Source organism: Mesorhizobium sp. M0833, from assembly GCF_040319905.1.
GTDB lineage: Bacteria > Pseudomonadota > Alphaproteobacteria > Rhizobiales > Rhizobiaceae > Mesorhizobium.
On the sequence record NZ_JAMYOQ010000022.1, the window covers coordinates 19,692 to 46,230 of the forward strand.

Sequence of the window (26,539 nt, forward strand, 5' to 3'; positions counted from 1 at the left end):
TTGCCTCATTCGGCAACGACCCGGTGATCGTCCTAGGGAATCGCAGGTGCCGATGTGCGATGGGCGAAGCAGCATGGCCGAGGTCTGGAAGCAGTTGGACAAAGTCGGACCAACCGCGATCGCTTCAACCATAATGGCTGTAAGGCCGCTGTGAGGTCATCCATCCTGACATGAATGCGCGAACCGTTGTGTTACGGTGCCATGGTGCTTAGGAGACCTGATCTAGCCTGCCCGGATGGAAGAGGAGGGTTCGCCACGACCAGGATCAACCGCCGCGTCCTGCTCACCCGTTCGGGCAGCGCCGTCTTGGCCTCGACTGTTGGGACAAAGGCCTTCGCCGCAGACCCGCCACGTGGGGACAGAGAGCCGTCCAACCAGCTGGGAGCGCTGATTGAGGCGCACAAGAAAGCATACACAGCCTTCGGCAAGGCCGTCCGCGAAACGGGCGGCAACAGCCAGGATCGTGATAGAGGTAGCCGAACTGAGGAAACGGCGCTGCTGGCTATCTGTGCCTATGCTGCAGTCAGGGAAAGCGATCGCTTGTCCAAAGCCGGATATCTTCTAGAGATCGAGGCGCGTGGTGAGCTTGACCTGCCTGAGCATGTGCAGGCTCTTCTCCGCTCGACGATGTGGAACGGATAGGGAAGCCTGGGGCGACTAGATCACTCGAAGAGCGCCGGCTGACGTCGTTTCGGAGCGTTTCCTGCACGAGTTCGCAGCTGACCTTCTGGCCTCATTTGAGGTCCCTCAAGCCGGCGCGGTCGACGGCTGACGACCCCTCTCTCGCTTTTGAATACCTGCACCAGCCCTGGCGAGAGGCGGCAAGGCGAATGCCAAACGCTAAGACTGCGTTGCAACGTCGTCACCGAGATTCATGTCTTCGGAAATCTCGTGCACCAGTTTCGGTCCCTTCGCCAGGCGCCTGCCCAGGGCCGTGACGAAGGAATCGTACCGTTCGGCGGCCTTGGCGCGCGCAGCCTGCGCGGCGGGCTCCGGCAAGGCCGGCGTTGTCGCGAGCCAGAAGCGGACGAACACGGCCAGGGTCTCGACTGCGATGCCGATATCGCGTTCCTGCCGTGCCAGGCGCCGATCGACCTGGTCGAGGCGTTTGGCAATTGCCGCCTCGCGACGCTCATCAGCATCCGGCGAGAGGAACGAGGCGATCGCGGCCTCTGCGATCATGGATTGGGGCTGATCGCGCCGCGCCGCATAGTCGACAAGCATCGCCATGATCCTCTGGTCGAGATAGACGGAGATCTGCACTTTCCTTTTGCGAGCCGTCATGCGCTTACAGCTCCATTCCATCATCGGGATCGAGTGAGACCTGCCGCGCCATGCCCTGCATGAGCCGGGCCAGGCGTCGATTGCGGATGGCATCATCGTCCCCGTCGTCGGCGGGCTCGATCTCGAACTCATTGTCGATTGAGACTGCTTTTTCCACGGCCCCTGCCCGCTCGAGCTCGGGTTGCAGGCGTCGCTCTGATTCCGATGGATCGCCATCGCTGTTTCCGCTCACAGCGGAAGCATCGGCGAGCTCAGGCCGGGTCGGTGGCGGCAGCTGGCTCCAGTCGCCACGATCGGTTGCTGCAGCCCTATCCAACTCTGGCGTCGGCAGGATGCGCTCGCGAAAGCGCGCATCTTCGTAGTAGCGCACCTTCTTCGCCCTGATTGGCGGCGCCCCCGCCACCATCACGATCTCATCGGCTGGCGGAAGCTGCATGATCTCGCCGGGGGTGAGGAGCTGGCGTGGGGTCTCCTGGCGCGACACCATGAGATGTCCGAGCCAGGGCGAGAGCCGATGGCCGGCATAGTTCTTCATTGCACGCATTTCGGTTGCCGTGCCGAGCGCGTCCGAGACCCGCTTGGCGGTCCTTTCATCGTTGGTGGCGAAGCTCACGCGCACGTGACAGTTGTCGAGGATGGAGTTGTTTGGACCGTAAGCCTTCTCGATCTGATTGAGCGACTGCGCGATGAGAAAGCCCTTCAGTCCATACCCGGCCATGAAGGCAAGCGCGCTCTCGAAGAAGTCGAGGCGGCCAAGGGCGGGAAACTCGTCCAGCATCAACAGCAGCCGGTGGCGGTTTGACTTTGTGTGGAGATCCTCAGTGAGACGACGGCCGATCTGATTGAGGATAAGGCGAATGAGCGGTTTGGTGCGACTGATGTCCGAAGGCGGAACGACGAGATACAGCGTTGCCGGTCGCTTCCCGCCGACGATGTCGGCGATGCGCCAGTCGCAATGGCGGGTCGCCTCGGCGACGACCGGATCGCGATAGAGACCGAGGAAGGACATCGCTGTGGAAAGGACGCCTGAGCGTTCGTTGTCGGATTTGTTGAGCAGTTCGCGCGCCGCACTGGCGATGACCGGATGCGGGCCAGCCCCTCCGAGATGCGCGGTCTTCATCATGGCCGCAAGCGTCGATTCGATCGGGCGCTTCGGATCGGAGAGGAAGGCGGCGACGCCGGCGAGCGTCTTGTCCTGCTCTGCATAGAGAACATGGAGGATCGCTCCGACCAGCAGCGCGTGACTTGTCTTTTCCCAATGATTGCGCTTCTCCAGGCTGCCTTCCGGGTCGACCAGAATGTCGGCGATGTTCTGGGCGTCTCGGACCTCCCATTCGCCGCGGCGGACTTCCAGAAGCGGGTTGTAGGCCGACGATTGCGAGTTGGTCGGATCGAAGAGCAGCACGCGGCCGTGCAGAGCGCGGAAGCCGGCGGTGAGTTGCCAGTTTTCTCCCTTGATGTCGTGAACGATTGCCGAGCCCGGCCAGGCAAGCAGGGAGGGCACCACCAGGCCGACGCCTTTCCCCGATCGGGTTGGGGCGAAGCACAGCACATGCTCAGGACCATCGTGGCGCAGATAGTGGCGGTCATAGCGACCCAGCACCACCCCATCGCTGCCGAGCAGACCCGCAGCCTCCACCTCCCGCCGGTCGGCCCAGCGCGCCGAGCCATAGGTCTGCACGTTCTTGACTTCGCGCGCCCGCCACACCGACATGCCGATCGCGACGATGATCGAAAGGAACCCGCCGGACACGGCAATCAAGCCGCCCTCCAGGAAGATATCCGGAGCGTAGGCGTCATAAAAATACCACCACCACAACAGCGCCGGTGGATAATAGACCGGCAGCCCGCCGACATCGAACCAGGGCGGGCCAAGCTGCGCCTGGAACCCAAGCTTCCATGCGGTCCATTGCGTCGCAGCCCATACTGTTAGCAGGACGATCAGGAAGACAGTGAGGATCTGACCCCAGAGTATTTTGGTGGCCGACATCGCTTGATCCTTTCTTTAACTATCACAGGCCGAGAGCCCGCTTGCGGCCAAAGCTCCACTCGACCCCTCCACCATCGCGGGCAACGCCGGAGACATGTTGGCCGAGATGCTTTTCGAGAGAGGGTGTCCAGGGAACCAGCTGGAAACCGAGACCATCATCGATCATGGCGAAGCGGCCGGAGGCGAGCGTGAAACGTTGGCGATAGGTGCCGGCCACATAGCCACCGCCTGTGACTGGGTTGAAGGGCTTCCCTGTGTCGATCGCGAGCTTGTCGCCGATCGTCTCCAGTTCCTTGCGGCGGAGCGTGTCGAGCAGGTTGCTCGTGAAGACGACCCGCCTTCCCTGCCGCTCCGCCAGCCCCTGACTGACAAGGTGTTCGGCGCGCCGGGTCAAGGCATCGCGGACCTCGGCACCGAAACCGGTCTCGGCTAGGGCCACAGGCTCGCGAGCGATGGCCTGGCGGTCGAGCCAGGTCGCACCTGACGCAACAATTTGTTCATCGACGGCAAGATCGGAGCGCACGGCGAGCGCTGCCCGACGCAGGCCGCGCGCATCATCGAAATGGCGCAGCTCGACGATGGATCCCGGCGCGCTGTCGCCAGCAGATTCCAGGTCGGACAGTTTGATGTGATGGGTGCGTCCGTCGACGCCGTCAACCACGGCATAGGCTGTGCCGATCAGCTCGTCGTCGAGCCCACGGTCGACCAGCCGGCCGACAACGGGCGTGTCGAGGCGTTCTGCTGCCAGGACGTAACTGGCCGGACCGCGCTCGATGTGTTGCGCGCTGAGCGCGCGGTGCATGCGCTTGATGATGTCGCCGCGCTCTCCGAGTTCGCGCAATGTCGTCTCGGCCTTGTCGTCGATCAGCCATTGGCCGGGGCCAAGCTGATCGGCGAGACCGAGTGTTTCAAGCTTGCGCAGGCGGCCGACCTTCATCGCATGGAAAGCGTCCGGTTGCCTGTCGGTCTGTGGGGCAAGATCGATGAAGCCGGTGTGGCGGGCATCGCGAGCGAGTTGGCGGTCAAGTTGCGTCCACCGCTCGGATTCGACCTGACGTTCGAGCGCGCGGCGGATCTCGAGATCAGTGCGCAGCCCCAATTCCTGGGTGATGAGGTCGCGAGCCCGGTCGCGCATCCCTTGCCTAATGTAATCCCGCGAGATGACCAGATCCTGGCCATCGTCACGAACCCCACGCACGATCAGGTGGACATGCGGATGCGCGGTGTTCCAGTGATCGACCCCAACCCATTCGAGCCGCGTGGCAAGATCCTTCTCCATCTGCCCGACAAGATCGTGGGCAAAGGACTTGAGGTCCGTCATGTCGAGAGCGTCGTCGGGCGAAACGATGAAGCGGAAATGGTGCCGATCCTCCGCGGTGCGCGCGGCGAAGGCCGCAGCATCTGCATCTTCCGTCCCCGGCCCAAACAGCCGACCCTTCTCCCCGTCCCGGGTTACCCCCTCGCGTCGCAGGTAGCTGAGGTGTGCGCCAAGCACGCCAGCGCGCACGGAATGGCGGACAACGCGGGCTTTGACCACCGCGCCGCGCGACCGCGATGTGATGAAGCGATTGGCCTGGATGCTCGCACGCTGACCGTGACCAAAACGGGAGCGGTTGCTGGGCACAATCCTGCCCGAGCGCGAGATGCCGCCGCCGGCCTTTTTCGCCGCGGCCAGCGCCTGGGCGATGAACCGCCTGGCCTGCTGGGCGCGCGTCGAGCGCATCCGGCCAGGGCGGATGCGGAACTCGCGCTCATTGTCCATGGCGATATTCCGCAACGTTGAAAAGAGCAGGCAAATACAATGACTTGATGTTGCCGCACACATTGCCCCGAATGTGGACAATGTGCACAAGGCGCCAGAAGATCGAGCAGAAACAACTACCGAACCGAGGCGCAATGTGCGCGCTTTTATCTTGCCATCGCTCGGTTGTGTGCGCGGTCTCCAGCCCTGGCGCCCGCCATGGCGCGCTAGAGTCCGCGTCAGCACCAAAGATGGTGTACCGGTTCATGGCTCAGCCCTCTCGCCCGCTTGCGTCACGAACAGGCCGGCCGACCGAGGTGCGGCATTGGATGATTCACGCACACTCTGCGCCCTCGGCACGTCATTGGCCGAGTCTTCGACCGTCCGGGAATCTGCTGCAGGCTTTCCTGCCGGCAGCAGGGCGAAAAGCGGTGCTGTCCTCCATCCTGATGACTTAGGGCGCGCCGGGCCGGTCGCTGTCGTAGCAGTGTCGCTGCCAATGGCGGACGCGACCGCTGTCACATAGGCGTGCGTTTCCCGCGGCAGAGGCCGACCCTGCAATGATGCCTCATAGCGCCCCGGGCCTGCATTGTAGGCCGCAATCCACCCGGGCGATCCATAGCGATCCAGGAGTTCGCGGATGTAAGCGGATCCCGCGACGATGTTGTCGCGCGCATCGTATGGATTGCTGCCGAGCCGATATCGAACCCGCAGTTCGGCCCAGGTTGCCGGTACGATCTGCATCAGGCCCATGGCGCCTTTTGGCGAGGTGGCGCGTTGGTCGCCAGCACTTTCCGCGCAAAGGACCGCACGGATCCAGGCGGGCGGAAGCCTAAAACGCCTCGCCGCGTCCGCGATATGGGCCTCGTAGCTGCGCGCCGCCGGCGTGCCGGCTGTGGCACTCTTCGCCACTGCAATCGTAGTACCGGAAGATAGCACGCAGAGCCCGGCAAGCAGGACGAGCGCGTTGGGCCAACCGACGCGAAGCAATGCGGAAGGGTCTAGATGGTTCGTCGACCGACGGCGCGCGGACATCACTCAATCCTTCTCTGCGCGGTCACGCGGACGCGACCACATCAATGCCCAGGAGGTTTTGTCCTCGCCGTCCTGAAACAGTTTGGCGCGAATGGGCTGCGCGAAGGTCGGGTCGTCAATTTGCAGCGACACGAACTCACCGGCCTTTTCGCCGGAGCGTTTCCAACCGGCGCCGATCGCAGGGCCGTCTTCGCCGCCGGCGTGCACGCGATAGTCGGGCGCGTTTTCGATGTCGCTCGCTTCGGCCTCGACGATTGCGATGTCGAGGTCGAGTCTGAGCGTACGGATGCGCCCACAGTAGCCAGTCTGATTGCGCGTGAATTGTCCGATCTGTGGCATGTACTTTGTCCTTTCAAGGATGTTCGGCGGTGATGTCGGGGACGACCTGAAAGGGCCGTCGGTGGCGCGCTCACCGCGCTCAGCGCGCGCCATTAAAAGCGGCCGTCGCCTTGCTCGTCGGTCCACAGCGGGACCGCGCGGCCGATGATGTGGTCGGTGGAAACGAGGCCGAAGTAGCGGCCGTCGAGGCTGTCGCGGACCTGCCGGTTCATCAGGAACACAGACGCAGCCGGAACAAAGTCACAGCCCTGCCAGCTTGGCAGATCACGGCCGGCGCGATCTCGCTCAAGCGCGGCGCCAACGTCACGGCCGTCGACGGAGATTGCGAGCTTGATCCGGCATACTGTCTGGCCGGAAACCGCAAGGATGCGTTTGAGCAGCAGCACGCCTTTCGGCAGATAGGCCCGCTCGGCAAGGAACTCTGCCAGCGGTTCAGGCGGCCGTACGGCGACAAGGTCGCCAGCCGAAAACTTGCCGCCCCCGTCGATCCGGTAGAAGCCGATCGGCACGCTGGGTGACGCGTTCCAGATAAACCTGGGCGCTGGTGCCGTGAGACCTGGGAGGAACACGCCGGCGCTGGCCAGCGCCATTGCCACGATGATTGTCGACCGCCTCATGGCCGCACCCTTTTCCGAAGGAGGTAGGCACAATGCAGATCAAGCGTGTAGGCGCGCGGCTCTTGCCCGGCCGTCATCCGGTGATGGACGTGCCGCCAGTGATCGGGCGAGACCGTTTCCGGATCGATCCCGAGACGCTCGACGGCGTCAATCATCTGCAGCACCTGTTCGACGCTCGGCCAACCTTGCATCGTCAGCAGGATGTCGCCGCCGGGTCGCACGAAAGGCAGCGTCTGGCAGGCTTGGCCGGGTGCAACGGCATGCACGATATCGAGACGGGAGATGATCGTGCCGAAGTCGTTCGATGCCCATCGGACGAAGGCAAAAATGGCGCCGGGGCGAAACCAAAGGACACGCCGGCGCCGGTCGAGGATCTGCTCTCGATCGGCGGACCCGAAGCGGATCCAGAACTCGATTTTCTCCGCGATCCATGTCAGTTCGACACGGGTGAGGCTGCCGTTCTGCAACGCGTCGCCGGCAGACCCGGTCGAATCCAGGGCCGTGGTATCGGTCATTGTGTGGTCCTGCTCTTTTTGGGAATCAGCCTGATGACGACAAGCAATTGTCCATTGCGCGATCGGCCGCACTGTCTGCGCGGTCCCGCAAATCACCGTCCGGGCCGTCCGGTGAGGATCGCAGGCATCGGCAAATGGCGCTTGGCGGGAAGGACTGAGCCGCGTGGGTCCGAAGTCGAGATCACGGCCCCGCGCTCGGCCCACGCCTGCAGGTCGTCAAGGGCATAGACGACGCGGCCACCGAGTTTGCGATAGGCGGGACCGGTGCCATAGGTGCGATGCTTCTCGAGCGTACGCGATGACAGGCTGAGGAATTCGGCTGCTTCCTTGGTGCGAAGAAAGCGCGGCGGCAAAACGGCTAGATCTGATCGCATGGATGGGCCTCCGTGGGGCTAATGGGAACCGCTGGCGTTCAGCGGCGGATGACGATCACGGTGGCGGAAAGCGGGCTTCGCAGGGGATGGGGAAGATTGGGGGGCGTGATATTTCCACCCCGGGCTAGTGTCGTGTGCGGTGGCGCAGCAGTTGCAGATAGCCTCCGCCGATCATGGCGGCACTGCCTTTGACGAGACCAATGACGGCGTCACGCAGGGATGACGTCTTCCACGGATTGGCGCCTACACGCTCAATTCCGTAACAGGCGTTCGCAATTTCGCGATAGCTGGCGCCGTTCGTGCGGCCATCGGCCGCCTGCATCATCAAGCGCAGGCGACGACGCTGCTGAACGGTTACGCGCGTGTCTGGCGGCACAGGTCGCCGGTGATAGGCCCGCCAGAAACGGACGAGAGCCTCGACGCGTCCCAGCGTTTGAGAATCCAGCGGGATCACCGCCGCCAGCGAATGGTCGCCCTCGCTGCCGGGAAGGAGCAGAATCTGGGTGGCTATCCCGTTGTCATGAATAGCGTGAAATCCCTGCGGGCTCTCACGATGCCTTTCGACTCCGCTGAGCGTCGCAGGGCCGATCGGCAGGCAGTCGGGTGATGACATGAGAGCCAACACCGCGGGATCCACCAGAGGCGACCACAAGACGTCTTGCGCCAGGGCCGAAAGGTCGGGCCGTGCCGGGAAATCGCAACCCCCAGCGTTTCTGGGCCTCAGCGGGAAATGGCTCCCTTTCCGTTTTGGAATGAACAAGGCCCAGGTAGGCGCGATGATAGGCATCTGAGCGGCGTAGACATTCCCAAGCGAGCCCTTCGATTGGCAAGCTGTCGAAGAAGTCGTAGCTGTTGTTGTCCCGCCAACGCGACGTGTTCGGCTTCATCGTGCATCTCCTCGCGAAAGGCCAAGTCGTGCTCGAATCGATTCCGGACTCTGGTGGTTGGCGAAACGTCCCGGGGAGGCATCGGGTGATGCCTTTTCAGCATCACCGGCCGGCAATGCTCGCTAATCGTCACTCTGACGCAGAAGGTATCGGTAGCCCGTACGCGTCATCCATCGTGCTCGAGCGAGATGGCTGTCATAGACGCTCCGGGCACGTTGCGAGTCCTTGGTCGGATCAATCCCGAAGAGCACCTTGACCACCTCGCGCCAATCGGCGCCGTCAGCGTCAGCGTCGAACAGACGCATGTAGAGCTTCACATGGCTGCGATCGTAGTCGGTGAGTTCATCGCCAGTCGGCGCGGTCTCCTCAAATGGCTCAATCATGGCTGCCCTCCCCCGGCAAACGGCCGAGATTTAAGTCCGAATCCTATAGGTCTGGTTTCGCCGGCACAGGAGGCTCGTAGTGCATCACGCGATGCTGTCTCGGCATCGCCCCCGATGAGCCAGCCAAGGCTGCTTCAAAATGGGAGCCCGCCCGATCGGGTCGGGCGGGCTTCTCGGGCGCCCTATTCGGCGTTGCGGCGGCTCGGACGGGACCAGATCAGGCTGTGGCCCTCGCCCTCCTCGTCATCGAAGAGGTTGGCGAAGATCGGGGCGTTGAAACTCGGATCGTCGAGCTTGAGGCCGAGATAATTGCGACCTTCGTTGGACTGCTTGGCCCAGGCGGCGCCGATCTCGGCTCGGCCGACGAAGACCCGGTGGCTGGGGGCGTTGTCGCCGTTGGCGCGGGTTTCGGGAACGATGCGAACGCCGTGGGCCTGGACGCTGAGGGTGACGATGTCGCCCGTAAACTCGTTGTTGCCGGACTTCTTGAAGGTGCCGATGGTAGCCATGATAGTTCTCCTTGATCCTGTTTGTTTCGAGCCACACCATTGTGGTCTCGATGGTGATCGAAAGGTCGGAGGCGATCGCCGGCGCACCCAGGGGCCGAAGCGAAGCGGAGGACGGTGCGGGAGAGACTTTGTTGTACCGCGAGGAATGACGGCGAAGCCGGCAGGGGAAGAAAGTCGCGACGTGCCGTTGCGTCACAGGCGATCGAGGCGAAGCCGTCTTTCGACCAGAAACACCAATCGAAGAGACCGCTATCGGTGTGATTGTGACAACAGGCGGGTAAGGAGATATGGCTCCCGGGATCCGACTTCTTGGAGGAGAACGACGTGACGCTCGATCAGTGCCAAAGGCCTATGCTGCCAGCACTGCTGATCGCATTTCCCTGTGACAAGCCGCGCTCCTAGCCCTCGATGCCATCCTGTCCTCGGATGGGATCGAGGTGGCGGACATGGGTCGGGCCGGCGCGGGCAAGTTGTTGACCGACTGAACGCTGCGATGAGGCAGCGCACCCCGATTAAGCTGGAGCAACTCCAACCGGGCGAAACGGCTGGAGCTTGCCTACAGGACACTGCTTCCAGGAGTTTGCCTCACGCCGCGGGTTGCATGGCCGCCCTCAGCAGCATGCCGAACAGGTCGCGTGGCTCGTCGGGATCGGCTAAGAGGTCGCGCACGCCCGGTTCGGCGGTGTGGCGGGCGAGGCCCGACACGGTCCGGCCGAGATCGAATGATCCCCGCCGAGGAAATCGGCATGGCGTCCGCACTCGCCGCGCAGGCGGCCTCGGCAATGACGAATGTCCAGGCGGATATCTCGAGCAGCGCCTTCAGCGCCAGGTTTTCATGCACGATGCGCCTTACCGGAATTGCCTGGACGACATATCCTCAACAGCGTGGCCAAGACCTGACAGCGTCTCAGCAAGCCCCGCGGTTCTCAGGGCGCTCGCGGCAGCGAGTCTGCTCTCGCCGATCTCGGCCTCTCGCACGCCACGGTCAGGGCGCGTATGGAGCGGCTGGAACGGTCCGGCGACATCATCGGCTACACGGTGGTGCTGCGCGCCGACGCAGGTCGATCAGCGCATGCGCGGTATCATGCTCATTGAGATTGAGGGCCATGCCGCCGCCCGCGTGGTCCTGGCACTGGGCGGCTTCCGGAAGTCTCGACCATCCATACCACCAGTTATCGATGAGATCTGGTGGTTGAACTCGGCACGGCCTCGCTGACCGATTTCGATGCCGTGCTGCGCCGCATCCGGCTGCCAGCCGGCATAACGGGCAGCGAAACGCGCCTGCTCCTGGCCACGCAGCGCACGACGCGGGCACGACTGACCTAGCTGTTGCGGGAAGGCGCTGAATTTGGCGCGTTCTTCATAGGCGGCCGGGTTGTTCATCTTGCCGGTCGCTCGGCCTGTAGCAGCCCCGCCAGATTTGGTCAGTGACATGGAGGTGCGGAGCAATTCGTCGAGGCACGTCTGAGTTCGACGTCGCCTCGCTTGTCGGGGCGTACCAGGCGGGTTCATTCAGCATAGGGGTCGATTTCGCCGACGATCTCCGAGATGTCTCCGTCGTAGTCGTCGATTGGCGCTACGGAGAGTGTGCCGTCCCCTGCGCGGAAGATGACGATGCTGACCATCAGGCTGGTGGCGAGGCTGAAGGCCAAGGCGTTTGCTTCTGCGAGGGACATCTTTTCGGCTCCTGTTTGGAGGCGGGGATCGATCCCCGCGTGACAGGCGCCGTGTCCGGCCGAGGGCCACAATCACCGGAGAGGCGAAGCCGAAGCGGCGGCACGCTTTGCGTAGTCCGACCCTTTACGGGTTGATGGCATCAGGTCCTCGGACCGGACCAAGGAATTGCGCTGATGAACGCGAGGATCGGTTCGTGCTTTCAATTTCAGAAGCCGGTAAGACCGGAAGTTCGAGCCGTGCTGGCCCGCAGTCGTCGCCATCGTGCCGGCAGCGGCACGGCCCGACCGCCGTCCGGAACGAACACACCAGTAACGAGTATGGCGCTGGCGTTGGCCTCGGCCGTCCATCTCATGCGGCGCCGAATTTCAGGACCGGGATGCCGAGCTTGCGTGCCTTGTCGGCGAGGTTGTCCTGAATGCCCGTGCCAGGGAAATGAATGACGCCGATCGGCAAAGTGTCGAGCATTGCATCGTTGCGCTTGAACGGAGCGGCCTTGGCATGCCTGGTCCAGTCAGGCTTGAAGGCGATCTGTGGCACCTTGCGATTGTGAGCCCATCTGGCCGCGATCAACTCGGCCCCCTTGGGCGATCCGCCGTGGAGCAGGACCATATCCGGATGCTTACCATGGACCTGGTCAAGCTTGGCCCAGATCAGGCGATGGTCATTGAAGTCGAGCCCGCCGGTGACGGCGACCTTCGGCCCGGGAGGCAGAAGCGCATGGGTATTGGCGTGCCTCTTGGCGGCAAGGAAATCGCGACTGTCGATCATGGCCGCTGTGAGATTGCGGTGGTTGACGACGGAGCCCGAACGCGGTCGCCAGGTGGAATGCGTGTGACGCTCGAAATGTTCGGCGGCCTGGTCGCGCATCAGTTCGAACGCGTTGCGTCGTTCTATAAGCGTCTGGCCCAGCGCGATGAGGCGCTCGAGCTCTGTGGACTTGACCTCTGAACCGTCCTGTTCGCGCTGCAGCCTTTGCTGGGCGAGCTCGTTGGCGTCGAGGTCGCGTTCGATCCGGGCAACGGCGCGATGGAAGAGATTGACCGTCCCCCAGAGCAGTTCCTCGAGGTCCGGTTCGAGGCGCGTATCGGACAGCGCAACCACGAGGGCGTCGAAAATGTCGGCCATGCTGGCTGCGATGACACAGCCTTCGGGAAGCGGACGCGGATCGGGTTCGTCCTCGAACGGCCGGTAGCCGTAGAGCTGGAGTTCCTGCAGGACGTGATCGCTTGGAGAGAATGGGAGTTGCGGTTCAAAGTCGGTATCGTGCTGGCTGCCCATGGCGGCTTTCTCAGGTGGACCGGTCGCGCCTATCGCGGCCTTCATGGCGACGAAGGCGGCGGGCGGTCCGGACTTGCACCCGCAGCGCCAGCGCAGGGCCGTAACGGAGTGGAGGATGGCGAGCCCGGCTATTTTGTTTCGCGCTGGAAAGGCCTGATACCGGGTGCCCGCGGGGTGCCGCGGGGTGCAAAGGCCGCCGGAAAATAGCCGGGCGCAGCCATTGCCGGTCAGGGCCGGCCGGTGCCCGATCGCCCTTTGGAAGGCCGCAGGGCTCGTCCTCTCCAGCTCGGTCCCGCATAGGCATGTCAAGAGTCCGCAACAACGCTGAGCCCCGTTCTCTTTCTCAGTCAGGCTGCGGGCGACATGAAACGTGCCACATCCTGGGGTGGCATCTGAACCCGCAAAGTCGCCCTCAGAGCATCAAGACCGAGCAGGCGCAGATCCTCGTTGAAGTCGCCGAGTTGCGGTGTCAGCACCCTGGCCTCAATCCCGGCCGCGTTGGCGCGTTCGACGAGCGCCGCCATTGCTCCATCCCCGGCCGGATCATTGTCGCGAACGATATAGAGCCGCCGCAGCGTGGCAGGAAAGACGATGGCCGCCAGATGCGCTGCCGACAGGGCTGAGATCGCCGGCAAGGAGGGCAGCGCTGAACGTTGCGACAACATGGTCTCGATGCCTTCACCGGCCGCCATCACGTCACTTTCGACACCAAAGCGGACCGCGTGCCCAAGCAGTTCGCCCATGGCTCGCCGCGGCGTGTCGATCGGAGCCCGGCCTAGGCGGGCCTCGCTAAAACCGCCCGGATCGAGCCATGTGCGGTGTGCGCCGGTGAGCTTGCCATTGAGGTCGGTCACCGTCGCGATCATCGCGGGCCAAAGCTCGGTTGGCCCCTCATCGTCGGGACGGTAGTAACAGCGCGGATGAAAGCGGAGACTTTCAGTTTCGTGCAAGGCCGTTATTCCGCGTGCACGCAAATATGTCTCCACAAGCGTGCGTGGAATCGGCTGTGACATTGAGACCAGCCGCCGCGCCGCTTCCGTGGAGCCTGCCGAAGCGGACGCCGCTCGGACTGGTTCTTTTGCATTGTGCATTGGCTTGGGCATCGACAAGAAGCGGCGCGCCTCATCGGCAACGTCCTTGAAGCCCGCCACGCCAAGGGATTCGGAAATGACGTCGAGGAGGTCGCCATGTTCGCCGGTGGCGGCGTCGGTCCATTTGCCGGCCGCGCCTCTGCCGGATTCGTTACCTTGCAAACGCACGAACATGGAGCGACCGGGCGCGTTGCGCACATCGCCGACAAGCCAGTAACGACCCGCGCGGTGACCGTTCGAAAGATAGCGGCGGCATACGGCCTCGGCCTGTGCGGCCAGCCGTCGCGCAAGATCAGCGGCATGGTGCATTGCGGACTCCCAAACGAAAAACGGGCCCGCCGTTGCCGACGGGCCCTCGGGTCTACGTGTTGCTCCTTTGGCTATTCGGCCGCGACCGCTTGCGTATCGATCTCGGCGGCTTCATCTTCGATCTGTGGTTCGGTTTCCGCCATAGCCTTTTCGCCGCCGCACTCCGCCATTTCCTCCACATGCTGGTCGATCGAACTGCCGATCACGGTCGAGGAGGGTTCAGTGAGAGCCACGACTGGGCGACCGGGCGTGCGCAGTGGCTCCGGTAACCATCCTGAAGCCGCGAGCAATTCCTGCGCCTTCTCGGCCATGTCGCCCTTCTTCAGATGCTCGATTCGATCGCCGGCACGCGTGCCCCTCGCTTCGCGAACAGACGCGAGAATACGAGCCTTGGTGACGCGGCCAAGATAGGTGTCGACGGTTGGAACCCACCCGGCCGCAACCATATCGAGATCGACGGCCTGCGCGAGCTGGTCGGCATGCGCCAACGCACGCGGCCGACGATTGTAAGCCTCGTACATCGCGTTGACCGACAGCGACACACAATGTGCAAACAAGGCCTGACGGCTGTCGCTGTCGAATGCCAGCAAAGCATCCCACAATTCGCCAGGCTCTCTTGGAAGCACCGCAACCCAGGACTGGTGGCGGGCGTCGACTGCCGACGCCATGCTACTATCGTTCAAGCCCGGCGCTTGCGTGCCGAAACTGACGATCTTCAGATCCAGTTCCAGGCACGTATCGGAGCCGTAGCGATAGAATGCGCGTAGCGTGAGGGCATGGAGCGCGGCGACGAATGCGACATCAGGCTGCTCGCCGAGCGCGTGGCGCAGGGCAAGCGTGCGATGGGCAGTCAGCTCGGTCATCAAGCGGTCCGGGATTGGCTTTAAGCCGTCGTCCTCCTCTTGCTCCATCACGGTCTCGATAGCAGCGCTCGAACCATCGACTTCGAGCTCCGGTCGCGCTGCGACGGCGTCGGTTTCGCCATCGGCTTCCGTTTCGACCGGACGTTCGTCTTCGGGCCGAACATACCCGCGCTCGACCTTGAGGTTGCCCGATGCATCGATGCTGACGAAGGCACCGGCGCGCCCGATTTCCTCTGGATTGAAGACCTCAGGCCTTTCGTCAAGCGCAGCGATTGCGGTTTCGATCTCGCCGAGCCGTTCGTCGACCTCTTCGGGAAGATCATCGGCATCGGCGTAAGTCTCCTCCAGCGCGTCCAACTCGGCTTGGAGCGCATCGCGGGCGGCCTGCTCCGGCTCGGTGAGAGCGGGCTGCTCGCCACGGAGGCGGCGCAGACCGTAGGTGTGGCCGTAGGGAAAGTCAGGAGCGACATCGATCCACTTCCAACCCTCAGCCGAAATTGCCTCAGCCTGCAGCCGGAGCTTCTCGGCAACCAGCGCTTCCAAGAGCCCGACATCCTGCAGCCAACCGCCCTCGTCGCCTTGGAAGAGGTCACGCATGACGACGCCCCCGGCTTCGGTATAGGCGTCGAGCCCGACATATTGCGCACGCTTGTCAGCAGCACGCACTGCGGCTTCTGTCAGCATGCGGCGGATGACGTGCGGTTCCTTGTTGTAACTCTGGGTAAGACATTCGAAGACCTGCTCCTGCCGTTCGTGATCGCCATTAACGGTGAACGCCATGAGTTGGTCGAGGGTCATGCCGTCATCAGCATAGACATCGAGGAGTTTTGGCGAGACTGATGCAAGGCGAAGCCGCTGTTTCACGACGGCCACCGAAACGAACTGGTTGGCGGCGATTTCCTCTTCCGACATGCCCTTCTCGCGAAACGCTAGGAAGGCGCGGAACTGATCCAGCGGATGCAGTGGAGCGCGCTGGATATTTTCGGCGAGCGAATCTTCCTCGGCCAAGCCCCCTTCGCGAACAACGCAGGGCACCGGCGCATTCTTGGCAAGGCGCCTCTGCTTGACAAGGAGTTCGAGAGCGCGATAGCGGCGCCCGCCGGCCGGGATTTCGAACATGCCGGTCTCGTTGCCGTCCGCATCGCGCACAGGCCTGACGGTGATGCTCTGTAGGAGCGTTCGCCGGGCGATGTCCTCCGCCAGGTCTTCGATTGATACGCCGGCCTTGATCCGCCGAACGTTCGCCTGGGAGATGACGAGTTGATTGAAGGGGATGTCGCGCGCCGACGACAGGGTGATTTTCTTCGCAGCCGTAGCCATTGAGAAGCACTCCGCGACGGGCGGCCGAAAGCCTCTCTCTCGACCTCCAACCCGTCATGAAGCTACGGCCCACCTCTCACTCTGAGAGGCGAGCCGTAGAATCGGACGGCAGGAGAGGTGCGGAACCGGAAGGCGTGAATCGCTCTCAGCCCACGCGGCCGAGCAGCTTCTTTGCCTTGGCCTCGAGATCGAGCCGCGCGTCCTGATGTGTTTTGTCGCGCGCCACTGCGGTGATACCTTGGACAAAGTCGAAAACGCTCTCTGGCTTTCGGCCCTCCTCTCCAATCACAGTCTCAATGATCTTCGTGCTCTCAGCCTTGCTGAAACCGCGCTTGCGCAGGAAATCGGCACGCTCGTCATCGGAACGGGCGACGATCCGCTCTCGCGCTGCCCTGATGCCGTTGACGAAAGGCGCCGGGCTTGAGTCGGCGAACCGTCTCAGCGCCGGTGCCGCCTCATGGGCAAAACGGGAGGCCGCATATTTCGAGTGGCGGATTGTGATCTCCTCGAAATCCTCGACGCCCCACAGGTTGCGATTCTGACAGACAGCCCGGAGATAGAAGGATGCCATTCCAAGCGTCTTGGCACCAACCTCGGAGTTCCAGCAATAGAAGCCGCGGAAGTAGAGGTCAGGCGAGCCGTCTGGTAGCCGGCCCGCCTCGATCGGATTGAGGTCATCGACGAGGAACAGGAAGACGTCACGGTCGCTAGCGTAAAGAGTGGTTGTGTGCTTGGTCACATCGACACTCGGATTGTAGATGCCGGTCGACCAGTCCAACACGCCGGGCACTTTCCATCGGGTGTCGCCGGTGCCGTTGCCGGCAATGCATTGAACAGCGGCGACCAACTCATGGTCGTAGATCCGGCCGTAGTCTGGACCGGTGACGGCGCGCAGTTCCATGCGTCCATTGTCTGTCTCAAGCGTCTTGATCTGCTCAGCGCGGCGTGAAGCCAAGCCATACTGAAGGTTGATCCCTGCCAACGAGGCCGGAAGTTGGCGAAGGTAGGTCGACGGTGCACCGATCAGGCCGGCGATTTGTCCAAAGCTCCAGTGGGTCGGCGCGAGTGGGTCGGTCGCACCAGGCAGAACGAGCGACAGGCGCTCGGCGTCGTCGCGGCTGGCTTCGACGCGAACCGCTGCGCTGTCGACCGTCCGTGTCCTGCTATGTTGACTGGGAGTCTGCACGGACGCGAACAGATCTGACAAGGAAAGATACCGCTCGTCGTCTGGGCGGGAAAACCATTCCGACGACACCCGGCCAATCCTCTGTCCCCGACCGACATCGACTTTGTAGCCGCCGCTTCCGCCGCGCACTGCGTCCAGAACTTCAACTTTGCTCATGGCTGATCTCCATGACGGATCGCCGAGAGCCTCTCTCTCGATCTTCAACCCGTCACGGCCAAGACCGCAGCCCTCTCACTCTAACTGGGCGCTGCCTACAAAGAATATTTCGCTTGGGCCGAATACTGCCGGATGATGCAATCGCTGACCTCGACATTCCCAACCATCAAACCGAACTGGATTTGCAGCACGCGGAGGACATTCGCATCATGACCCCGCTTGCCTGAACCCGTGCCAACCGCACCGATGGCGGAAGCCAGTAAAAGACTATCGCTGCACCCGCGATATTCACGCCGACGACGGTCGGCGCCGAGGGAAACGGCGTATAAACCGCAGTCCTGTGCGCGTCTGCAACAACGGACGAGTGTCGCGCGTAGGATGGAGGAAATTCGCCCCCACCGCTGACGGTTAACGGGACAGCCGTAGGAGCGTCAGCATAGCGCCGGCCGCAGGGACGGGACGCGGGACCGAATGTCCCCGCCGGCGGTGGTCCGCATGTTGTGCCCAGGATGGGAGCCGAACGGCGGTCGCTCTGGGTTCCAAGTGTCGATAGCTAGCCGCCGATCGGCGACAATGATCTGTTTCCTGCGGGCAAGGCATTGCGCACCACAATTCTAGCCTGGCATTCATCCGATTTGCACTCCACAGCTTCCTTTTGCCGTACGACCTGTTGAGAGGGCTTCCGCCCAACGCAATGTTCCCTAGTGTGGCAACACACGCTCGCCGTTCAGGGACATCTGCATGAAGTTAGTTTGTTCGGGCAGCATCACGGTGCCATTTCAAAGGACTTCCACCTATCGCAACCGTCCGACGCGTGCCCGGACAGTCCCGGGGCAACGCCCGTGAAGAGTGATGCAATCTCGTATCCCCCGCGAGGTCTCTCTCGTGATGAAGCGGCACGTTATGTCGGCGTTGGATCGACGCTCTTCGAGGAGATGGTTGCTGACGGGCGCATGCCGAGACCTAAGCATATCAATAGCCGCACCATCTGGGACCGTGTAGCCCTCGATATCGCTTTCACCTCGTTGCCGGAGAAGGACAGCGGTCTCCAAGAGCTGTTGGAACGAAGCAAACGGGATGGAGGAAAAAGATGATAGCTACGCCAGTTGCGTATACGCTGTAGACGTAGTATGGCTGTGACTTGTGCGGAAGGCATGATGTGGACGAGAACGAGAAACTTGCGCAAGAACTGAAAGCCTGGCGGGTCAAAGGCGGGATTACTGCGGAAGCCGCCGCCAAGGTTCTTGGAATACCGAAGCGCACGTTTGAAGGCATAGAGCAAGGCAGAGGATTCCCTTACCCTGTGCTCCTGCGCGTTGCCATGGAAAGCAAAACCCTTTCGCTACAGGCGATGCTGGAGGACTCTCCGCGCGTCGAGCGCCGGAGGCAGAAGCCCGAAAGGAGCGTTTGATGGCTAGGCCTTTCAAGGACGCCCGCTACCCTGGGGTCTCTTCGCGCCTCAAAAGAGGGAAGTTGGTTTATCGCTACCGGGCAAAGGGCATGCCCGAAATTCGTCTCCCCGGTCAACCCGGCGGACCGGAATTCGAAGCCGCCTATGAAAGGGCGACACAAGGACAGGGCCTGAAGGCAATTATTATAGACCTGCCTGGTCGGGCGTTGCCAAAGACATTCGGTCATGCTGCGCGGCGACTTGAAGCGACGATGGAGTGGCTGGACTTTGACGAAGCGACGCAGCAGAAGAATGCTCGGCTTATTGAACGCTTTCTAAAGATGCAGGTCGATCCTGCCTATCCGCTGACTTGGCGCGATACGCCAGTAGAGCATCTTGATGCCGACCATCTGCGTGCGATTGTCGAAGCCGTTTTTGCCGCCAACCGGACGGTTGCCAAGCATCTGCTGGTCGCAATCAAGAAGCTCCTGTGGGTGGCGATCGAGATTGAGAAATGGATCAAACCGCAGGACGATCCCTCGCTGTCGATCCGCGTCCGCATTCCTAAGTCGACCGCCAATCCCGCGTGGCCGGTGCCCATTCGTGAAAAGTTCGAAGCGCGCCATCCGATCGGCTCCGCGCCGCGCACTTGTTACGCGCTCGCCTTCTGGCTGGGCAACCGACGCGGCGACATCGCTTCTTTGGAATGGGACGACTTGGTCTCAGAAGAGATCGAATTGTTCGATGGCTCTCTAGAGGTGATCGAGGCGTTCGATTTCCGGCAGAAGAAGAATCGCAACCGTCACGGCGGACGCGAGATGTTCATTCCCATCGTTGACAAGCTGGCTCAAGCATTGGCGCCACTCGATCGTTCGAAAGGCGGAACGGTACTAAAGAATGCCTATGGACGTGCGTTCGCGGAAAAGAGCCTCACCGGCATGATGGCACATTGGAACAAACAGGCCGGCATTCCGGAGGGTTACACCCTGCACGGGCTACGCCGCACCTTCGGCACCTATCTCGCCGAATGCAACATCCAAGCGCGCGCCATCATGGAGGCGATGGGGCATTCTTCAATGACGGTGACGGATGGATATGTCCGAGAGGCCAACAAGAAGCGAATGGCTGTCGACATGGTCCGAGCCATCAACGAGCGTGAGGCCAAACGCGATGCGATGAAGCAGCGAGCGGCTCTGCGCGTCGTCAAGTAAGTGAGACCAACCGACCATGCGCGGGGCGGCATATCAGCCGCCCTTTCTCTGGGCCCATAATGGGCCCAAAACGTTTTGGGCCGAAGCATATTTTTGCCAATAAAATCAATAGTTATGGTGGGCCCGGAGGGACTCGAACCCCCAACCAAGCGGTTATGAGCCGCCGGCTCTAACCATTGAGCTACAGGCCCCACGGCGCTGGATTAGTGTTTTTCCCTGAACCGCACAAGGCTTTCCAACGGCTTTCCGAGCAGGCGTTCCAAGGGGCTGGCAGAGATCGCCCAAATCAGCCCATATTGATAACCTATTGCACGTCGCCCATTGGACCGGCCTACTCGGCGGCCTTGGGATCCCAGATCGAGGAGATTTTATGACCAGACGTATTTTGCCCCTGGCGATCGCCGCCGCAGTCGCATTTCCGGCGATCGCGGCCGCCGCCGATTCACCACCGCCGCCGCGTATCGTCGTCACCGGTGAAGGCGAGGCGGCGATAGCACCCGATCTGGCTCTGCTGACGCTCAGCGTCATGCGCGAAGCCAAGACGGCACGTGCAGCGCTCGATGCCAATAACGACGCCATGGCCGCGGTGATCGCTGCAATGAAATCATCCGGCATCAAGGAGCGCGACCTGCAGACCGCGGGCATCCAGATCAACCCGCGCTATAACTACACCAACAAGCCCGACGGCAGCCAGGAGGCCGAGCTTGTCGCCTATCAGGTGACCAACACGCTGTCGGTGCGCATCCGCGACATCGACAAGACCGGCGACATTCTCGACAAGGCGGTGTCGCTCGGCGTCAACCAGGGCGGCGGCATCTCCTTCTCCAACGACGATCCGGCGGCAGCCGTCACCGAGGCACGCAAGAAGGCGGTCGCCAATGCCATGGCCAAGGCCAAGACGCTGGCCGAAGCAGCCGGCGCCGGCATCGGCCGGGTCCTGGAAATCACCGACCAGAATTTCGCACCACCGCCGATGCCGATCAACGCCAAGGCATTCGATGCCGCTGGCGCGTCGGTCCCGGTGCAAGCCGGCGAGAATTCCTATACCGCACAGGTGACGGTGACTTTCGAATTGAAATGATCATCGCTTGCAGCGTGAAAACCCCGGAGGATCGATCCTCCGGGGTTTTTGAGCCGCGCTTTCCGTCCTGGCGGAAAGGGCTCCGCTACGCTACCGGCTGCAAGTCAACCGGCCGCAGGCCCGAAGACCTTAGCGATAGATAATCGGACAGCCGCGCTCGTTGGCGAATACGATCACGACACGGTCGCCATACTGGCGGCCGGCGACCTTGACCGTGCGGCGGTTGATGTCGATGATGCGGGCGCGGTGCAGGCCCATGCGTTCGGCCTTGTCGATGGCACGCTCCGGCGAACAGGACCGGCGCCAGCCGCCATGACGGCGGTGTTCGCGATAGTAATAACCATCATCTTCGTCGCCGGTATAGACGCCGACGCGCGGATCCTGGTTGTTGCCGAAGCCGAGATAGATGCTGTCTGCATGAGCGGGGATGGCAGCAAGCGTGCCAAGGCCGACAAGAGCCGAAAGAGCAACCGTCTTGATGGTATTGAACATTGTCTTCTCTCCTTGTTGAGGGTTTCAACTCGTTTTCGTCGAACCGATGGGAGGAGAATGCACCCGTCTGTCTGAATTTTTTGCGAACCGGCCGTTCATCTCCAGTTCATGAGGCAGAACCGGAATAGTCTCTCGCTTCTGAAGGCGGTGCTATAGACGGCGGTGCTACATAGGGTGGATAGCATGGTGGATGGACAACGTCCATTTTGCCGTCGGTTCCGGATTCTCGATTTTGCGATAAAATCCTATGGCTCCTTTGCGAGAATATGGTCGAAATAGTCGTCCGGCTCGGCAAGGTCGGTCTCGCTGGCGCTGACTCGGCCGCGCATCGAGATGCCCGCCTCGTGCACGGTCTCGTCGCTTCCAGACACCAGCCTGTGCCACCAATAGAGATCGCGGCCCTCGGCGACCAGCCGGTAAGCGCAAGTCTTGGGCAGCCAGCTGATGGTGCGCACATTCTGCGGCGTCAGCCCGACACAATCCGGAACACGCGCCAGCCGGTTGGCATAGTCGGAACAGCGGCAGCTTCCAGCGTCGAACAGCCGGCAGCCGACGCTGGTCCAGTAGATTTCTCCGGTGTCCTCGTCTTCGAGTTTGGACAGGCAGCATTTGCCGCAGCCGTCGCAGAGTGATTCCCACTCGGCCGGGGTCATCGCCTCGAGCGTCTTGGTCTTCCAGAACGGCTTGTCCATTGTCGGCATGTGGCCCTCGGACGCCTCAAGGTCAAGCACGGCAACCCTTGCGCCTCGTCCGAACGATACGCCAGGAACATACGAATGACACGAAGTCGCCTTCAAAACGCCGGTCAATCGCCCTGTACCACCGCTAAGACCTACAAACAGGAACCAAACATGATTGCTGAAAGTTTGGGCACGGATGGGACGCCACAAGGAGTGTTTATGATGAAACGCCAACCACGGATTCTGGCAGGCACGGCGCTTGGCCTGTTGATGGCGTCCGCGCCGTTAGGCGCGTTCCCGCTGCAAGGCAATGCTGCATTCGGCCCCGCCCGGAACAGCGCAATGTTTATCCCGGCGCAGTCGAATTGTGCCGAGGGCGAATCGGCCGAAGCTTGCGCTCAAGGCGGAAAGTCGGAGCCGGAACAGAAGCCCGGCAAGAGGCGCGACCGGCAAAAACAATCCGAAGCGGCGCCCGCCGAACAATCGGGCGAGCCCGAGCAGAAGCCGCGCAGGAACAAGCGCGAGCAGCAAAAACACAGTGAATCCGCGCCTGCCGAACAGCTCGCGCCTTCCGGCGAAGAGCAGCAAGGAAATCAACGAAGGAAGAAGAGGCAGCAGCAGATCGAAGCCGCTCCGGCTGACCAGCAGGCCGCACCTGCGAACGACGATCAGCAGCAACTCAAACCGCGCAGGAAGAAGCGCGACCAGCAGCAGATCGAAGCCGCTCCGGCTGACCAGCAGGCCGCGCCTGCGAACGACGATCAGCAGCAACTCAAACCGCGCAGGAAGAAGCGCGACCAGCAGCAGGAAGCTGCACCTGCTGAACAACCCGCCAGGCAGGTTGCGCCCGCGAACGACGATCAGCAGCAGCTCAAGCCGCGGGGAAAGAAGCGCGACCAGCAACAGCAGGAGGCCGCGCCTGCCGAACAGCCGGCCGAGCAGGCTGCACCCGCGAACGACAACAACGAGCAAGTCAATCCGCGCAAGAGGAAGAACAAGCAAGACCAGCAGATCGAGGCGGCACCGGCCGAACAGGCGCCGCGCAAGAAGGAACGCCCCGCCGGTGAGCCTCTCCCACAGGCCGAGCCACTTCCAACCGAGAAGCAAGCGGCTCCTGCTCAAGGCGAACAGCCCGAGAACCAGGCGAAAAAGCGTGGCAAGAAGCCCGTTGTGGAAGAGCCGGTGACCGGCGAACAGCAGCCCGCAACCGGTGAGCAGCCCACGACGACGGGCGAACAGGCAGCACCCGCCGAGGGTGGGCTCCCTGCTCAGGGCGAAGCCGCCGCCAACCCGAACGAGGCGCCCATACTGGACAGCCAGAAGGATGTCTTGCGCAAGCGCAAGGCCGGCAAGGAGCGCGGCCAAAATGCCGGTAAGCAGCAGGGCAACCAGCCAGCCCAGCAGGGCGAGAACCAGGTGGAAGCCCCGAAGCCTGCTCCGATCGAGGAGGGACCGCCACCTACCGACGACAAGGCAGCCCAGCAGGAGATCAAGCCTGAAAAGATCGTTCCGGTGACCGAGGAAAAAGGCAAGCGCGTCGAGCGTGCGCCCGACATCGAGGATGTTCGCCGCCGTCCGCGCCCGCAGGGCGCCAACGTCGTCAGGGAATTCGGCGACCGCGTCATCCTGCAGTTCAACAACCAGACCTTCGTGGAAAGCAGCGATGCCCCGCGCATGCACCGCGGCGCCAGGAATGTCTATTATGAGGACCTGTCGGGCGATCGCACCCGGGAAATCGTCGAGCGTGACAATGGTGTCCGGATCGTCACTATCCGCAACCGCTACGGCGACGTCATCCAGCGTTCACGCATCGCGCCTGACGGGCGCGAATATGTGCTGAGCTATGTCGACGAGCGCTACTATGACGATGATGCAGACTGGCGCGACCCGGGCGACGACCTGCCGCCGATGCGCCTTGCCATTCCGCAAGAGGAGTACATTCTGGATTCCGAAGAGGTCGAGGATCCGGACGACTATTACACCTTCCTCGAACGGCCGCCGGTGGAGAGGGTCCAGCGCCTCTATTCGGTCGACGAGGTCAAGCGCTCGGCCCGCGTGCGTGACATCGCCCGCCGGATCGACCTCGATACGCTCAACTTCGAGTTCGGTTCGGCTTCGATTTCCGACACCGAGGTCCAGAAGCTGGAGGGTGTTGCCAACGCCATGGAGAAGCTGCTGAAGAAAAACCCGGCCGAGACCTTCCTGATCGAAGGCCATACCGATGCAGTCGGCACGCCGGAAGCGAACCTCGCTCTGTCCGACCGCCGCGCCGAGGCGGTCGCCGAAGCCTTGACCAACGCCTTTGGCATCCCGCCGGAGAACCTGACGACGCAGGGTTATGGCGAGGAGTATCTCAAGGTAAACACGTCGGGACCCAATCGCGAGAACCGGCGCGTCGCCATCCGCCGGATTACCCCCCTAGTGGCGCCGGTGGCCAGCGCCCAATAAACCGCAATGTGAACCGCGCGATTTGATCAACCATTGAGTCGCGCGGTCATCAATCTTGAAACGCGCGGCTACCAATCCCAAATTCTGGACAGGGCGTTCCCTGCCCTGTCCCGACTCCAGCGGGACACGCGAGCCCCGCCGGTCCCCTCCCGGCGGGGTTTCGTTTTTTTAGGACCTTGCAAACCGCCGCAGCCTGCCCGAAATACGGCGCTCCGCAAAGAAGCCCGGAACCGTCACATGAAGCGCATCGAACTTGCCATCGAATCGATCATTCTCGCCTCGCGCTGGCTGCTGGTCGCCTTCTATCTCGGACTGGGCGCGGCACTTGCCATCTATGCCGTGTCCTTCGGCAAGAAGCTGTTCGAGTTCGTTCCCGTCGCCTTCACGCTCGATGACACCGACACCATCCTGAAAATGCTCGGCCTCATCGATGCCGCGCTGGTCGCCTCACTGGTGGTGATGGTGATCATCTCGGGCTACGAAAACTTCGTCAGCCGCTTCGATGAAAATGACGGCAAGGTGCATTGGCTGGGCACGATCGATGTCGGCTCGCTGAAGGTCAAGGTCGCCTCGACAATCGTAGCGATCTCCTCGATCCACCTCTTGCAGGTGTTCCTGAACTCGGTCTCCTACACGACCGACCAGCTGATGTGGCTGACCATCATTCATCTGGCCTTCGTCGCCTCGGCATTCATGCTTGCTTATATCGACCGGCTGATGGGCCTGGGCAAAGCCAAGAAAGCCGGGGAGTGAGCACGCGTCTGTGCCGGTCTTTTGAGGGATACTTCTGTAGGTAGATGCTTCCGTCAGTAGATAGCTTTGATTTTGGTATCAGTCCGGCCGAACACCTCGTCCGGCACAAAAAAGTCGCCGGCGAGCGGGCCTGTCGCGCCCGGCGCATAGGCCGAGAAATCGCTGACGCCCTCGGCGTGCAGCACTTCTTCGTCGATGTAGAAATTGCCGGTCGCCTCACGCGACGGCCTGACCAGGATGGCGTATGCCGCATCGGCCATGATGTCGGGCGAACGGCTCATCGCTGCCACCGTCGCTCCGCCCAGCAGGTTGCGCACCGCCGCCGTGTCGATGGTAGAGATCGGCCATAGCGAATTGACCGCGATGCCGTCCCTGGCGAACTCGGCGCTCATGCCCAGCGTGCACATCGACATGCCGAACTTCGCCATCGTATAGGCGACATGGTTCTTGAACCATTTGGCCTTCATGTCGAGCGGCGGTGCCAGGTTCAAAATGTGAGGATTTTCCGCCAACCTTAAGTATGGAATGCACATTTTGGAGACGAGAAAAGTGCCGCGCGTATTGATCTGGTGCATCAGGTCGTAACGTTTCATGTCGGTCTCCAGCGTGCCGGTGAGTTGGATGGCGCTGGCGTTGTTGATACAAATATCGATGCCGCCGAACCTCTCCACGGTTTTGGCGACGGCTTCGGCGACCTGCGCTTCATCACGGATGTCGCACAGCGCTGGCAGCCCCTTGCCGCCGGCCCGCTCGATCTCTCGCGCCGCCGTGTAGATCGTCCCCGGCAGCTTCGGATGCGGCTCGGCGGTCTTGGCCGCGATCGTCACGTTGGCGCCGTCGCGCGCCGCGCGCAACGCAATCGCCAGCCCGATGCCGCGCGACCCGCCGGAGATAAATAGTGTCTTTCCCTTGAGCGACATCGTTGCGTCT

The 26,539-nt window shown here is 62.3% G+C and carries 28 protein-coding genes, 1 tRNA gene and 1 pseudogene; 8 read left to right on the plus strand and 22 right to left on the minus strand.

The window, feature by feature from the left end:
* Positions 1–201 precede the first annotated feature (201 nt).
* Entirely contained in the window at positions 202–642 is a 441-nt protein-coding gene (locus NKH98_RS22880) for a hypothetical protein (RefSeq protein WP_352901893.1), read from the plus strand.
* A 198-nt stretch (positions 643–840) separates the two neighbouring features.
* Here the strand turns inward: NKH98_RS22880 and NKH98_RS22885 are convergent, their stop codons facing one another.
* From NKH98_RS22885 to NKH98_RS22940, 12 genes are all read right to left on the minus strand, one after another.
* Positions 841–1,284: a CopG family transcriptional regulator gene (locus NKH98_RS22885; protein WP_352901895.1), complete on the minus strand. Its 444-nt coding sequence runs from the start codon at positions 1,282–1,284 to the stop codon at positions 841–843.
* Positions 1,285–1,288: 4 nt separating this feature from the next.
* Entirely contained in the window at positions 1,289–3,274 is a 1,986-nt protein-coding gene (locus NKH98_RS22890; RefSeq protein ID WP_352901898.1) for a conjugal transfer protein TraG, read from the minus strand.
* Positions 3,275–3,296: 22 nt separating this feature from the next.
* Positions 3,297–5,036, minus strand: a complete 1,740-nt coding sequence (locus NKH98_RS22895) for a relaxase/mobilization nuclease domain-containing protein (RefSeq protein ID WP_352901901.1) — start codon at positions 5,034–5,036, stop codon at positions 3,297–3,299.
* 243 nt (positions 5,037–5,279) lie between these two features.
* Positions 5,280–6,050, minus strand: coding sequence for a lytic transglycosylase domain-containing protein (locus NKH98_RS22900; protein ID WP_352901904.1), 771 nt, complete (start codon positions 6,048–6,050; stop codon positions 5,280–5,282).
* A gap of 3 nt (positions 6,051–6,053) precedes the next feature.
* Complete coding sequence (locus NKH98_RS22905; protein WP_352901907.1) at positions 6,054–6,389, minus strand: DUF736 domain-containing protein; 336 nt, start codon at positions 6,387–6,389, stop codon at positions 6,054–6,056.
* A 92-nt stretch (positions 6,390–6,481) separates the two neighbouring features.
* A complete protein-coding gene (locus tag NKH98_RS22910; RefSeq protein WP_352901910.1) occupies positions 6,482–7,006 on the minus strand; it encodes a S26 family signal peptidase in 525 nt (174 codons plus the stop codon).
* Complete coding sequence (locus NKH98_RS22915; RefSeq protein WP_352902006.1) at positions 7,003–7,521, minus strand: DUF2840 domain-containing protein; 519 nt, start codon at positions 7,519–7,521, stop codon at positions 7,003–7,005. The genes NKH98_RS22910 and NKH98_RS22915 overlap by 4 nt, the downstream gene beginning before the upstream one ends.
* A 92-nt stretch (positions 7,522–7,613) precedes the next feature.
* A complete protein-coding gene (locus NKH98_RS22920; RefSeq protein ID WP_352479114.1) occupies positions 7,614–7,895 on the minus strand; it encodes a helix-turn-helix transcriptional regulator in 282 nt (93 codons plus the stop codon).
* Positions 7,896–8,019: 124 nt separating this feature from the next.
* Complete coding sequence (locus tag NKH98_RS22925; protein WP_352479113.1) at positions 8,020–8,508, minus strand: DUF2285 domain-containing protein; 489 nt, start codon at positions 8,506–8,508, stop codon at positions 8,020–8,022.
* On the minus strand, positions 8,444–8,782 hold the full coding sequence (locus NKH98_RS22930; protein WP_352901914.1) for a transcriptional regulator domain-containing protein: 339 nt from the start codon (positions 8,780–8,782) through the stop codon (positions 8,444–8,446). The genes NKH98_RS22925 and NKH98_RS22930 overlap by 65 nt, the downstream gene beginning before the upstream one ends.
* Before the next feature lie 122 nt (positions 8,783–8,904).
* Complete coding sequence (locus NKH98_RS22935) at positions 8,905–9,165, minus strand: DNA -binding domain-containing protein (protein ID WP_352901917.1); 261 nt, start codon at positions 9,163–9,165, stop codon at positions 8,905–8,907.
* A 182-nt stretch (positions 9,166–9,347) separates the two neighbouring features.
* A complete protein-coding gene (locus NKH98_RS22940; RefSeq protein ID WP_352901919.1) occupies positions 9,348–9,674 on the minus strand; it encodes a DUF736 domain-containing protein in 327 nt (108 codons plus the stop codon).
* A 957-nt stretch (positions 9,675–10,631) separates the two neighbouring features.
* Between NKH98_RS22940 and NKH98_RS22950 the strand changes: the two are divergent.
* A pseudogene (locus NKH98_RS22950) lies at positions 10,632–11,000 on the plus strand (Lrp/AsnC family transcriptional regulator); the annotation flags it as partial.
* A gap of 182 nt (positions 11,001–11,182) precedes the next feature.
* On the opposite strand, the gene NKH98_RS22955 reads toward NKH98_RS22950, so the two are convergent.
* The 5 genes from NKH98_RS22955 to NKH98_RS22975 form a co-directional block, all read right to left on the minus strand.
* Positions 11,183–11,350: a hypothetical protein gene (locus tag NKH98_RS22955; RefSeq protein ID WP_352901922.1), complete on the minus strand. Its 168-nt coding sequence runs from the start codon at positions 11,348–11,350 to the stop codon at positions 11,183–11,185.
* A gap of 349 nt (positions 11,351–11,699) precedes the next feature.
* Positions 11,700–12,629, minus strand: coding sequence for a DUF2493 domain-containing protein (locus NKH98_RS22960; RefSeq protein WP_352901925.1), 930 nt, complete (start codon positions 12,627–12,629; stop codon positions 11,700–11,702).
* Positions 12,630–12,976: 347 nt separating this feature from the next.
* On the minus strand, positions 12,977–14,029 hold the full coding sequence (locus NKH98_RS22965; RefSeq protein WP_352901928.1) for a DUF7146 domain-containing protein: 1,053 nt from the start codon (positions 14,027–14,029) through the stop codon (positions 12,977–12,979).
* 71 nt (positions 14,030–14,100) lie between these two features.
* Positions 14,101–16,212 carry a ParB/RepB/Spo0J family partition protein gene (locus tag NKH98_RS22970; protein ID WP_352901931.1) on the minus strand — a complete coding sequence of 704 codons (2,112 nt, stop codon included), beginning with the start codon at positions 16,210–16,212 and terminating at the stop codon, positions 14,101–14,103.
* Between the two features lie 145 nt (positions 16,213–16,357).
* The gene (locus tag NKH98_RS22975; protein WP_352901934.1) at positions 16,358–17,554 is read right to left on the minus strand and encodes a DUF932 domain-containing protein; all 1,197 of its coding nucleotides are present in this window, start codon (positions 17,552–17,554) and stop codon (positions 16,358–16,360) included.
* 842 nt (positions 17,555–18,396) lie between these two features.
* Between NKH98_RS22975 and NKH98_RS22980 the strand changes: the two genes are divergently transcribed.
* From NKH98_RS22980 to NKH98_RS22990, 3 genes are all read left to right on the plus strand, one after another.
* The gene (locus tag NKH98_RS22980; protein ID WP_352479104.1) at positions 18,397–18,648 is read left to right on the plus strand and encodes a hypothetical protein; all 252 of its coding nucleotides are present in this window, start codon (positions 18,397–18,399) and stop codon (positions 18,646–18,648) included.
* Between the two features lie 65 nt (positions 18,649–18,713).
* Positions 18,714–18,965 (plus strand): helix-turn-helix domain-containing protein, encoded by a 252-nt coding sequence (locus tag NKH98_RS22985; protein WP_352479103.1) that lies wholly within the window; start codon positions 18,714–18,716, stop codon positions 18,963–18,965.
* A complete protein-coding gene (locus tag NKH98_RS22990) occupies positions 18,965–20,155 on the plus strand; it encodes a tyrosine-type recombinase/integrase (protein WP_352901938.1) in 1,191 nt (396 codons plus the stop codon). The genes NKH98_RS22985 and NKH98_RS22990 overlap by 1 nt, the downstream gene beginning before the upstream one ends.
* Before the next feature lie 115 nt (positions 20,156–20,270).
* Here NKH98_RS22990 and NKH98_RS22995 read toward each other — a convergent pair.
* Positions 20,271–20,346: transfer RNA gene (locus tag NKH98_RS22995), tRNA-Ile, on the minus strand.
* Positions 20,347–20,525: 179 nt separating this feature from the next.
* Between NKH98_RS22995 and NKH98_RS23000 the strand changes: the two genes are divergently transcribed.
* On the plus strand, positions 20,526–21,236 hold the full coding sequence (locus NKH98_RS23000; protein ID WP_352477767.1) for an SIMPL domain-containing protein: 711 nt from the start codon (positions 20,526–20,528) through the stop codon (positions 21,234–21,236).
* 129 nt (positions 21,237–21,365) lie between these two features.
* Here NKH98_RS23000 and NKH98_RS23005 read toward each other — a convergent pair whose 3' ends face one another.
* From NKH98_RS23005 to NKH98_RS23015, 3 genes are all read right to left on the minus strand, one after another.
* A complete protein-coding gene (locus tag NKH98_RS23005; RefSeq protein WP_352477768.1) occupies positions 21,366–21,728 on the minus strand; it encodes a hypothetical protein in 363 nt (120 codons plus the stop codon).
* A 245-nt stretch (positions 21,729–21,973) separates the two neighbouring features.
* Complete coding sequence (locus NKH98_RS23010; RefSeq protein ID WP_352478088.1) at positions 21,974–22,420, minus strand: YcgN family cysteine cluster protein; 447 nt, start codon at positions 22,418–22,420, stop codon at positions 21,974–21,976.
* A gap of 273 nt (positions 22,421–22,693) precedes the next feature.
* Positions 22,694–23,515 (minus strand): hypothetical protein, encoded by an 822-nt coding sequence (locus NKH98_RS23015; RefSeq protein ID WP_352901941.1) that lies wholly within the window; start codon positions 23,513–23,515, stop codon positions 22,694–22,696.
* A gap of 75 nt (positions 23,516–23,590) precedes the next feature.
* On the opposite strand from NKH98_RS23015, the gene NKH98_RS23020 reads away from it, so the two are divergent.
* The gene (locus tag NKH98_RS23020) at positions 23,591–24,856 is read left to right on the plus strand and encodes an OmpA family protein (protein WP_352477771.1); all 1,266 of its coding nucleotides are present in this window, start codon (positions 23,591–23,593) and stop codon (positions 24,854–24,856) included.
* A 237-nt stretch (positions 24,857–25,093) separates the two neighbouring features.
* Entirely contained in the window at positions 25,094–25,609 is a 516-nt protein-coding gene (locus NKH98_RS23025; protein WP_254820365.1) for a TIGR00645 family protein, read from the plus strand.
* Between the two features lie 53 nt (positions 25,610–25,662).
* On the opposite strand, the gene NKH98_RS23030 is transcribed toward NKH98_RS23025, so the two are convergent.
* Positions 25,663–26,529 carry an SDR family oxidoreductase gene (locus NKH98_RS23030; protein WP_352901943.1) on the minus strand — a complete coding sequence of 289 codons (867 nt, stop codon included), beginning with the start codon at positions 26,527–26,529 and terminating at the stop codon, positions 25,663–25,665.
* Between the last annotated feature and the right edge of the window lie 10 nt (positions 26,530–26,539).

Coding starts and splice junctions, on each gene's coding strand:
- NKH98_RS22970 (WP_352901931.1), bottom strand. CDS start 16,212: ATGGCTACGGCTGCGAAGAAAATCACCCTGTCGTCGGCGCGCGACATC.
- NKH98_RS22990 (WP_352901938.1), top strand. CDS start 18,965: ATGGCTAGGCCTTTCAAGGACGCCCGCTACCCTGGGGTCTCTTCGCGC.
- NKH98_RS22940 (WP_352901919.1), bottom strand. CDS start 9,674: ATGGCTACCATCGGCACCTTCAAGAAGTCCGGCAACAACGAGTTTACG.
- NKH98_RS22930 (WP_352901914.1), bottom strand. CDS start 8,782: ATGAAGCCGAACACGTCGCGTTGGCGGGACAACAACAGCTACGACTTC.
- NKH98_RS22920 (WP_352479114.1), bottom strand. CDS start 7,895: ATGCGATCAGATCTAGCCGTTTTGCCGCCGCGCTTTCTTCGCACCAAG.
- NKH98_RS22960 (WP_352901925.1), bottom strand. CDS start 12,629: ATGGGCAGCCAGCACGATACCGACTTTGAACCGCAACTCCCATTCTCT.
- NKH98_RS22955 (WP_352901922.1), bottom strand. CDS start 11,350: ATGTCCCTCGCAGAAGCAAACGCCTTGGCCTTCAGCCTCGCCACCAGC.
- NKH98_RS22885 (WP_352901895.1), bottom strand. CDS start 1,284: ATGACGGCTCGCAAAAGGAAAGTGCAGATCTCCGTCTATCTCGACCAG.
- NKH98_RS22975 (WP_352901934.1), bottom strand. CDS start 17,554: ATGAGCAAAGTTGAAGTTCTGGACGCAGTGCGCGGCGGAAGCGGCGGC.
- NKH98_RS22880 (WP_352901893.1), top strand. CDS start 202: ATGGTGCTTAGGAGACCTGATCTAGCCTGCCCGGATGGAAGAGGAGGG.
- NKH98_RS23005 (WP_352477768.1), bottom strand. CDS start 21,728: ATGTTCAATACCATCAAGACGGTTGCTCTTTCGGCTCTTGTCGGCCTT.
- NKH98_RS22935 (WP_352901917.1), bottom strand. CDS start 9,165: ATGATTGAGCCATTTGAGGAGACCGCGCCGACTGGCGATGAACTCACC.
- NKH98_RS22890 (WP_352901898.1), bottom strand. CDS start 3,274: ATGTCGGCCACCAAAATACTCTGGGGTCAGATCCTCACTGTCTTCCTG.
- NKH98_RS23000 (WP_352477767.1), top strand. CDS start 20,526: ATGACCAGACGTATTTTGCCCCTGGCGATCGCCGCCGCAGTCGCATTT.
- NKH98_RS23030 (WP_352901943.1), bottom strand. CDS start 26,529: ATGTCGCTCAAGGGAAAGACACTATTTATCTCCGGCGGGTCGCGCGGC.
- NKH98_RS22925 (WP_352479113.1), bottom strand. CDS start 8,508: ATGTCATCACCCGACTGCCTGCCGATCGGCCCTGCGACGCTCAGCGGA.
- NKH98_RS22905 (WP_352901907.1), bottom strand. CDS start 6,389: ATGCCACAGATCGGACAATTCACGCGCAATCAGACTGGCTACTGTGGG.
- NKH98_RS22915 (WP_352902006.1), bottom strand. CDS start 7,521: ATGACCGATACCACGGCCCTGGATTCGACCGGGTCTGCCGGCGACGCG.
- NKH98_RS23025 (WP_254820365.1), top strand. CDS start 25,094: ATGAAGCGCATCGAACTTGCCATCGAATCGATCATTCTCGCCTCGCGC.
- NKH98_RS22900 (WP_352901904.1), bottom strand. CDS start 6,050: ATGTCCGCGCGCCGTCGGTCGACGAACCATCTAGACCCTTCCGCATTG.
- NKH98_RS22895 (WP_352901901.1), bottom strand. CDS start 5,036: ATGGACAATGAGCGCGAGTTCCGCATCCGCCCTGGCCGGATGCGCTCG.
- NKH98_RS22965 (WP_352901928.1), bottom strand. CDS start 14,029: ATGCACCATGCCGCTGATCTTGCGCGACGGCTGGCCGCACAGGCCGAG.
- NKH98_RS22910 (WP_352901910.1), bottom strand. CDS start 7,006: ATGAGGCGGTCGACAATCATCGTGGCAATGGCGCTGGCCAGCGCCGGC.
- NKH98_RS23010 (WP_352478088.1), bottom strand. CDS start 22,420: ATGGACAAGCCGTTCTGGAAGACCAAGACGCTCGAGGCGATGACCCCG.